This window comes from Lacticaseibacillus mingshuiensis (genome assembly GCF_016861785.1).
GTDB lineage: Bacteria > Bacillota > Bacilli > Lactobacillales > Lactobacillaceae > Lacticaseibacillus > Lacticaseibacillus mingshuiensis.
Window position 1 is genome coordinate 21,938 of record NZ_BOLS01000024.1, and the last position, 7,045, is coordinate 28,982.

Here is a 7,045-nt window from a genome sequence, read left to right on the forward strand (position 1 = left end):
GAAAAAGAAGGGATCTTAACATGAGCAAAGTTATCGGTATCGACTTAGGGACGACCAACTCCGCTGTCGCTGTGCTTGAAGGCGGCGACCCGAAGATCATCACTAATCCAGAAGGCAACCGCACCACGCCGTCTGTTGTTGCGTTCAAAGACGGCGAGATTCAGGTCGGTGAAGTGGCTAAGCGTCAGGCGATCACCAATCCTGATACGATCAGTTCCATCAAGCGTCACATGGGCGAGGCCGGCTACAAGGTCAAAGTCGGTGACAAGGAATACACCCCACAGGAGATCTCCGCGATGATTCTTCAGTACATGAAGAAGTTCTCCGAAGATTATCTGGGCGAACCTGTCACGGATGCTGTTATCACCGTGCCGGCTTACTTCAACGACTCCCAGCGTCAGGCGACCAAGGATGCCGGCAAGATCGCCGGCCTGAACGTTTCCCGGATCGTCAACGAACCGACCGCTTCCGCCTTGGCTTACGGCCTAGACAAGAGCGATAAGGATGAAAAAGTCTTGGTCTATGACCTCGGCGGTGGGACCTTTGATGTCTCCATCTTGCAGCTTGGCGACGGCGTGTTTGAAGTGCTGTCCACCAACGGCGACACCCATCTTGGCGGCGATGATTTTGATAACAAGGTCATCGACTGGCTGGTTGCGGAATTCAAGAAGGACAACAACATCGATCTGTCTCAGGACAAGATGGCGATGCAACGCTTGAAGGATGCAGCTGAAAAGGCGAAGAAGGATCTGTCCGGTGTTTCCTCGACCCAGATCAGCCTGCCATTCATCTCTGCTGGTGCAAATGGCCCGCTGCATTTGGAACGCACGCTGACCCGCGCTCAGTTCGAGCAGATGACCGCAGATCTGGTCGACGCGACCAAGATTCCTGTCGACAATGCGCTGCGTGATGCCAACTTGACTAACGCGGACATCGACAAAGTCATCCTCAATGGTGGCTCGACTCGTATTCCTGCTGTTCAAGAGGCTGTTAAGAAGTGGACTGGCAAGGAACCAGACCATTCGATCAACCCTGACGAAGCAGTTGCGCTTGGCGCCGCGATTCAGGGTGGGGTCATTTCTGGTGATGTGAAGGATATCGTCCTTTTGGATGTTACCCCGTTGTCCCTTGGCATTGAGACCATGGGCGGCGTCTTCACCAAGTTGATCGACCGTAACACCACGATTCCGACCAGCAAGAGCCAAGTCTTCTCAACCGCTGCTGATAACCAGCCGGCTGTTGATATCCATGTTCTGCAAGGCGAACGCCCGATGGCTGCGGACAACAAGACGCTCGGCCGCTTCCAGCTCACGGACATTCCGCCGGCACCACGCGGCGTCCCACAGGTCGAGGTCAAATTCGATATCGATAAAAACGGCATCGTTCAGGTCTCGGCCAAGGATCTTGGCACCGGCAAGTCCCAAAACATCACGATCAAGAGTTCATCAGGTCTGTCCGACGATGAGATCGATCGCATGATGAAGGAAGCCAAGGAAAACGAGACGGCGGATACCCAGCGTAAGGAAGAAGCCGATCTCAAGAACGACGTCGATCAGTTGATCTTCCAGACCGACAAGACCTTGAAGGATCTGAAGGGTAAAGTCTCTGACGATGAGATCAAGAAGGCTCAAGACGCGGAAGACGCCCTCAAGAAGGCCCAACAGGGAAATAACCTCGAGGACATGAAGGCCAAGCGCGATGATCTGAATAAGATCGTGCAGGATCTGACCGTCAAGCTGTATGAGCAGGCGCAAAAAGAGCAACAGGCTCAACAAGCCAATGGCGACGCTCAGGGCGCAGACCAAACCGGTAGCCAAAATAATGGCGATAGCAAGGGTGATGGCCCGATCGATGGCGAATACAAGGACGTCAACGACAACAAGTGATCGTCCAGCTCTCGCAAAAAAGCCGAAGCTGCGCACATGCGGCTTTGGCTTTTTCGCTTGATTATGTTATTCTGGTTAGGCTTTTGGGGATGGCGACCCCCGAGCATTAGGAGGCAACAATGGCAGAGCAGAAAGATTACTACGACATTCTGGGCGTCAGCCGCGATGCGGATGACGACACCATCCGGAAGGCCTTCCGCCAACTTTCGAAGAAATATCATCCGGATATCAATCATGAAGCCGGTGCGGAGCAGAAATTTAAGGATATCAACGAAGCCTATCAGGTCTTGTCCGATGCGCAAAAACGTGCGGCCTATGACCAATATGGTTCCGCAGATGGCCCACAAGGCTTTGGCGGCGGCCAAGGCTTCTCAGGGTTCAGCAATGGCGGCGGTTTTGGTGGCGGTGGCTTTGATGACATCTTCAGTCAGTTCTTTGGCGGCGGCACCACGCAGCAGCGGCCGAATGCCCCACGACAAGGCGCAGACCTGCAGTATCGCATGGATCTGACCTTCGAAGAGGCGGTGTTTGGCAAAGAGACCAAGATCTCTTATGACCGGGAAGCCCAGTGTCAGACTTGTGGCGGCAGTGGCGCCAAACCTGGGACCAGCCCAGTGACCTGTTCAAAGTGTCGCGGGACAGGCTACATTGAAGTGCAGCGCAACACCCCACTTGGCGCGATGATGACGCGCCAAGTCTGCGATGTCTGCAACGGCACCGGCAAAGAGATCAAGGAAAAATGCCCGACGTGCCATGGCACCGGCCATCAAAACGAGCGCCACACGATCGACGTCAAAGTCGACGCGGGAATCGAAGATGGGCAGCAAATGGTCCTTCGCGGAGCAGGGGAAGCCGGCAGCAATAGCGGCTCATATGGCGATCTTTACATCGTCTTCCGTGTGGCCCCAAGCAGTAAATTTGAACGCGATGGCTCGACCATTTACTTCAAGTTGCCGATCAGTTTTGCCCAGGCGGCCCTTGGCGATCAGATCAAGGTCGATACGGTCCATGGCCCAGTCGAGATGAAAATTCCGGCTGGCACGCAGACAAATACCCAGTTCCGCCTGCGTGGCAAAGGCGCACCGAAGTTCCGGCAAAATTCAACCGGCGATCAGATCGTCACCGTGACGGTCAACACCCCGAAGAATCTCAACCAAAAACAAAAGGACGCGCTGATGGCGTTTGCGGCCGCAAGCGGCGAAGACGTGACCCCGCATGAGGGTTCCTTGTTCGACAAAGTCCGCGATGCGTTTAAGGGCAAGTAATACAGGAAGAAAGTGGGACAAATTTCGCTCTTGGGTCCGACAGGTAAGTGTTCCAAGCGCCAGGTCCGAACTTTGGACCAGGCGATTGGAGCCTTAGCTGCTCGGACCCGGACATTTGGCCCACGACACTGCAGTAACATTAGTGCACTATACAGGACCTGGGACAAAACTTTTGTTTTGTCCCAGGTCCTTTTTGTGTCTGAACGCAAGCCTAAGCGCCCAGGCCGAACTAGCTGCTCAGACCTAAACGCTCGCCGGAGCACCATCCTCAGTTGGGCTTCGCGGGGCAGGTCTGAGGCATCTAGTCGACCTGGGTACTCGTGGGCAAGGTGCGCCCCCAAGCACCCAGGCCGCACTAGCTGCTCAGACCTGAACGCCCCGCTCCGCACCCTTAATTGGGCTCCGTCGAGCAGGGTCCTGACATCTAGGCCATCAGCCACTCGAGGCGAAGAGCGCCTCAAGCATCTGATGGACCTAGCTGCATGACCCTAAACGCTCGCCGGAGCACCATCCTTTTATTTGTCCCGATGCGTTGCGGTTGCTATAATAGGAAGAAGCATTCAACAGAAAGAGGCAAGGGAATGGACAAACAGGAACTCCTGGAACGGCAAAAACACATCCGCAATTTTTCCATTGTGGCGCATATCGATCACGGAAAGTCGACGCTGGCTGATCGGATCTTGGAAATGACCGATACGATCGCCATGCGCGATATGCAGGCGCAGGTGCTGGATGACATGCCGCTGGAGCGCGAGCGCGGCATCACCATCAAGCTCAACGCGGTGGAGCTTCATTACCATGCCAACGATGGCGAGGATTATATTTTTCACCTGATCGACACACCGGGGCACGTCGATTTTTCCTATGAGGTCAGCCGCAGTCTTGCCGCTTGCGAAGGGGCACTGCTGCTGGTCGACGCGGCGCAGGGGGTCGAGGCGCAGACGCTTGCGAACGTCTATCTCGCGCTGGATGACGACCTGGAGATCGTGCCGATCATCAACAAGGTCGACCTGCCTTCCGCTCAGCCGGATGTGGTCAAAGAGGAAATCGAGGAAATGATCGGCCTGGACGCCTCGGACGCGATCTTGGCGAGCGCGAAAACAGGGCTCGGGGTGCCTGAGGTGTTGGCGCGCATTGTTTCCGATATTCCGGCTCCAAGTGGCGATATCGATGCGCCGTTGCAGGCCCTGATCTTTGATTCCGTGTACGACTCCTATCGCGGCGTGGTGCTGGCGGTTCGTATCAAGGAAGGGATGGTTCGCCCTGGCGACACCATTCAGCTGATGAGCAATGGCAAAACATTTGAGGTGACCGAAGTCGGGGTGATGTCCCCCAAGGCCGTTCAAAAGGATTTTCTGATGGTGGGGGATGTTGGCTACATCACCGCCGCCATCAAGACCATTCAGGATACTCGGGTCGGCGATACGGTGACGCTGGCCAACAACCCGGCCAAGGAAGCGCTCAAAGGATTTCGGAAGATCACGCCGATGGTCTACTCCGGGCTGTTTCCTGTCGACAATGCAAAGTTCAACGACCTGCGCGAGGCACTGGAAAAATTGCAACTGAACGATGCGGCGCTAGAGTTTGAGCCAGAGACCTCACAGGCCCTGGGCTTTGGGTTCCGCGTCGGCTTCCTGGGCCTCTTGCACATGGACGTGGTGCAGGAGCGCCTTGAGCGCGACTATGACCTCGATCTGATCATGACCGCCCCGAGTGTGGATTACCAGGTCGATCTGACAGACGGCACGACCATCGAGATCGACAATCCGGCCGAGTTGCCAGAACCCAGCGCGATCAAGGACATCAAGGAGCCTTACGTGAAGGCCAGCATCATGGTGCCGAACGATTACGTCGGGGCCGTGATGGAGATCGCCCAGCGCAAACGCGGGGAGTTTGTCACGATGGATTACCTCGACAAATACCGCGTCAACGTGATCTACAATCTGCCGCTGTCCGAGATCATCTACGACTTTTTCGACGACCTGAAGAGCTCCACTAAGGGATACGCGAGCCTGGATTATGAGATCACCGGGTACCGCGAAAGCAAGCTGGTCAAAATGGATATCCTGCTCAATGGCGATGCGGTCGATGCGCTGAGCACGATCGTTCATCAGGACTTCGCCTTCGACCGCGGCCGGGCGATCGTTGCGTCCTTGAAACAGACGATTCCGCGCCAGCAGTTTGAGATTCCGATTCAGGCGGCGATCGGCACCAAGATCATCGCCCGGAGCACGGTCAAGGCTTACCGGAAAAACGTGCTGGCGAAGTGCTACGGGGGCGATATCACTCGGAAACGCAAATTGCTGGAGAAACAAAAAGCCGGCAAGAAGCGAATGAAGGCGGTCGGCTCCGTTGAGGTCCCACAGGAAGCCTTCATGAGCATCCTCAAGATGAATGAGGACGACACGAAAGGCAAATAAATTGAAAAAAAATCAGGTGTCCGCCGAATGAAGCGGGCACCTGATTATTTTATCTCAAAGCGGATAAACGACTTTGAATGTCTCGAGCACGACATTTTCGCTTGCCGGATCAAAATGGCCCCCAGCTTCGGCGGCCTCTGCCGCAAAAAAAGCCTCGTGGACCGTGCGCCAGGCACTGAGCGTTTTCGGCATCTCGCCTTCACGGGCGGCGTGCTCGGCGCTGACCGCCAAAAACGGGACGATCTCGACGTGCGTGGTCAAGGTGAGGGCGACCGGGGTACCGTGACGATCGACCACGATATCGTATGCGCCCTCAGCGGGAAGCGGGTCGTGATCTTCCAGATAACCGGAAAAGCGGCTGGATGTCGCGGTTTTTTCGCCAGTCGCGACAAGCCGTGCAAGCGTGTCGGACTGAGCCGGCGCGCCGAGGGCATAAGCAGAATTCAACTTGCATCCAGCAGGCACCGCGCCAGCTTCGATCGCGTCGTTGAAAAATTCGGTGGGGGTCATTCGTGTGTCTCCTTTATTGGCATCGGCCAACAAAAAAGCGGATGCTGCCATCCGCTGTCTTGCCGTGAATTAGAAGGTCACTTTGTCCGCAGCGGACAGGGTGTCTTTCATGATGGTCAGGTTCAAGTGGGCGGCCAACGCCTGCTTGGCATCGTCACGGGACTCGATCTTGTCCATGTTCCAGATGATATTCTTGATCTCGCCACCTTGGAAGTCGAACGGCTCAACATAGATGTAGCCAGCTTCGGCGTTGCCTTCACGGGCCTTGGTCAACGCGCTTGCGATCTCACGCGCGGTCTCAAGGGAGGCCATTTCGGGAACTTCTTTCTCGGTGACAAAATTGTTGGCGTTCATGGCTTCATCGGCCTTGGCGACAATCTCTTCAGATACTGCCATATTGATCTCTCCAATCTGTGATATCAGTCGGATGATAAGGCTGAAAAAACTTACTTTAGCATTATAACACGATTTGTGGCCCATTTGTGGCCCATTGGCGGGGAATGCGCCACTCGATATTAGTAATATTGGGACACTGTTTGAGATGAACCGGGCGAGTTCGCAGCGCTCCAACTGTCTCCATCCCGCGGGCCTCCGCACCCTTTCCCAGTTGGGCTTCGGTCCGCATGGTGGAAACATCTAAGCGGCTCATGCACTTGGTGGCAAGAAGCGCCACCAAGCACCTGAGCCGCCTTAGCTGTTCCACCATCCCGCGGGCCTCCGCACCCTCAGTTGGGCTTCGCCGAGCAGGGGTGGGACATGTAGTCGTCCTGGTCACTCGATGGCCGAGGGCGCCATCAAGCGCCCAGGCCGAACTACCTGCCCACCCCTAAGCGCTCGGCTCCGCACCCTTATAATTTTCCTCCGGCATCCCCGTGTTTTCTTTGCTACGTAAATTGCAAGAACAAGTTAGCCAGTCGTTGAGGGCAATCCCAGAACAGGCCGTTATCAAATAGAAGTTGTGGCG

5 protein-coding genes are annotated in these 7,045 nt (G+C 55.6%); 3 read left to right on the plus strand and 2 right to left on the minus strand.

Features of this window, described 5'->3' with window-relative positions; all coding sequences use genetic code 11:
* Positions 1 to 20 precede the first annotated feature (20 nt).
* The 3 genes from dnaK to lepA all read left to right on the plus strand — a co-directional run bounded on the left by dnaK (position 21) and on the right by lepA (position 5,571).
* The gene (gene dnaK / locus JUE67_RS11715; RefSeq protein ID WP_203625488.1) at positions 21 to 1,886 is read left to right on the plus strand and encodes a molecular chaperone DnaK; all 1,866 of its coding nucleotides are present in this window, start codon (positions 21 to 23) and stop codon (positions 1,884 to 1,886) included.
* Positions 1,887 to 2,005: 119 nt separating this feature from the next.
* Positions 2,006 to 3,151: a molecular chaperone DnaJ gene (gene dnaJ, locus JUE67_RS11720; RefSeq protein WP_203625490.1), complete on the plus strand. Its 1,146-nt coding sequence runs from the start codon at positions 2,006 to 2,008 to the stop codon at positions 3,149 to 3,151.
* A gap of 581 nt (positions 3,152 to 3,732) precedes the next feature.
* A complete protein-coding gene (gene lepA, locus JUE67_RS11725) occupies positions 3,733 to 5,571 on the plus strand; it encodes a translation elongation factor 4 (RefSeq protein WP_203625492.1) in 1,839 nt (612 codons plus the stop codon).
* 54 nt (positions 5,572 to 5,625) lie between these two features.
* Here the strand turns inward: lepA and JUE67_RS11730 are convergent, their stop codons facing one another.
* Positions 5,626 to 6,081 (minus strand): ASCH domain-containing protein, encoded by a 456-nt coding sequence (locus JUE67_RS11730; RefSeq protein WP_203625494.1) that lies wholly within the window; start codon positions 6,079 to 6,081, stop codon positions 5,626 to 5,628.
* Between the two features lie 69 nt (positions 6,082 to 6,150).
* Positions 6,151 to 6,477, minus strand: a complete 327-nt coding sequence (locus JUE67_RS11735; protein ID WP_125696384.1) for a hypothetical protein — start codon at positions 6,475 to 6,477, stop codon at positions 6,151 to 6,153.
* Positions 6,478 to 7,045: the final 568 nt, after the last annotated feature.

Coding starts and splice junctions, on each gene's coding strand:
- lepA (WP_203625492.1), top strand. CDS start 3,733: ATGGACAAACAGGAACTCCTGGAACGGCAAAAACACATCCGCAATTTT.
- dnaK (WP_203625488.1), top strand. CDS start 21: ATGAGCAAAGTTATCGGTATCGACTTAGGGACGACCAACTCCGCTGTC.
- JUE67_RS11735 (WP_125696384.1), bottom strand. CDS start 6,477: ATGGCAGTATCTGAAGAGATTGTCGCCAAGGCCGATGAAGCCATGAAC.
- dnaJ (WP_203625490.1), top strand. CDS start 2,006: ATGGCAGAGCAGAAAGATTACTACGACATTCTGGGCGTCAGCCGCGAT.
- JUE67_RS11730 (WP_203625494.1), bottom strand. CDS start 6,081: ATGACCCCCACCGAATTTTTCAACGACGCGATCGAAGCTGGCGCGGTG.